This window comes from Stenotrophomonas capsici (assembly GCF_034961085.1).
Lineage (GTDB): Bacteria > Pseudomonadota > Gammaproteobacteria > Xanthomonadales > Xanthomonadaceae > Stenotrophomonas > Stenotrophomonas capsici.
On record NZ_JAYFUH010000136.1, the window covers coordinates 5,865 to 7,470 of the forward strand.

A 1,606-nucleotide genomic window follows, 5' to 3' on the forward strand; every position below is an offset into this window, starting at 1 on the left:
GACCACGTCGATCTGGCGGACGCCGCGCTCGGCCATGGCCCACAGGGTGGGCTCGGCATACGGCTGCAGCCAGCGTTCGCGGCCGAAGCGTGACTGGTAGGCCAGCGTCCAGGCCTCGTCGGACAGGCCCAGCGCGGCGGCGATGGCACGGGCGCTGGCTTCGCAGCGCTGCGGGTAGGGGTCGCCGGCGTCGGCCAGGCGCTGCGGGATGCCGTGGAAGGAAAACACCAGCTTTTCGGCGCGGCCGTGCTGCTGCCAGTAGGCGGTGATGGACGCGGCCACGGCGGCGACCCATTGCGGGTCTTCGGCGTAGTCGCGGACCAGCTGCACCTTCACCTTCGGGTGGCGCTGCTGCCACTGCAGCACCACGTCCTCGACCGAGGCGGTGGTGGTGGTGGAGTACTGCGGGTACAGCGGCAGCACCACGATGCGGCGCGCGCCTTCGGCGGCCAGCGCATCCAGTGCCGGACGCAGCGCCGGGTTGCCGTAGCGCATCGCATCGCGCACGCGCCAGTCCGGCAGCAGCTGCTGGATGCCCTGCGCCAGACGGCGGGTATGCACGGCCAGCGGCGAACCTTCCGGCAGCCATACCTGCGCGTACTTGTGCGCCGAACGGCCCCCGCGCAGCGGCAGGATCAGGCCATGCAGGAGCGGCTTCCACAGCAGGGGGGGAATGGACACCACGCGCCGGTCACCGAGGAACTCGGCCAGGTAACGGCGCACCGCCGGCGCGGTAGGGGTGTCGGGCGTGCCTAGGTTGACCGCGAGCAACGCGGTGGTGGGGGCGTTGGACATCCGGGTATTTTCGCAGGTCTTAGGCGGTTGGGGACGACGCGCGGTGGCCGGGGAGGGTTGGGAGGGGGAAACCGTGGCATCGGCTTGCACGCACCCGCCACAGGCTTCCGCTCACCACCGATTCATCCCGCCGCGCCTAATTTCAGGCACTTGCGTTATCTTTCTGTGCACCGACCTACGGAGTTCACCATGCGCCGCCTGCCGTGCCTCGCCCTGTTGCTGTCCGCCAGCCTCCTGTCCGCCAACGCCGTTGCCGGCCCACAGGAAGACCAGCGCGCACGCAATGCCGTGCGCGTGCTCAGTGAAATCCAGGACATCCCCGAACAGGCGATCCCGGACAAGCTGCTCGACGAAGGTCGCGCGATCATCGTCATCCCCGACACGATCAAGGCCGGCCTGGTGCTGGGTGGCCGTCGTGGCCACGGCCTGATGTCGGTCAAGACGCCCGATGGCAGCTGGTCCAACCCGGTGTTCATCAAGCTCACCGGCGGCAGCATCGGCTTCCAGGCCGGCGTGCAGTCCTCCGACGTGATCCTGGTGTTCCGCAACGACCGCAGCCTGGACAACATCGTCAACGGCAAGTTCACCCTCGGCGCCGACGCCGGCGTGGCCGCCGGCCCGGTCGGCCGCAATGCCGCCGCCGCCACCGATGGCCAGCTCAAGGCCGAGATCTGGTCGTGGTCGCGCGCGCGCGGCCTGTTCGCGGGCGTGGCGCTGGATGGCGCGGCGCTGCAGATCGACGATGCCGCCAACCTCGATGCCTACGGGCAGGGCACCACCCCGCGCATGATCATCGAAGGCCGCTTGGCCA

The 1,606-nt window shown here is 69.8% G+C and carries 2 protein-coding genes; one reads left to right on the plus strand and one right to left on the minus strand.

What is annotated here, in order from left to right:
- On the minus strand, nt 1-795 hold a 795-nt coding region (gene hemH / locus VA603_RS10165; RefSeq protein ID WP_323438737.1), incomplete at its 3' end, for a ferrochelatase.
- A gap of 189 nt (nt 796-984) precedes the next feature.
- Between hemH and VA603_RS10170 the strand changes: the two genes are divergently transcribed.
- On the plus strand, nt 985-1,606 hold a 622-nt coding region (locus VA603_RS10170), incomplete at its 3' end, for a lipid-binding SYLF domain-containing protein (protein WP_323438738.1).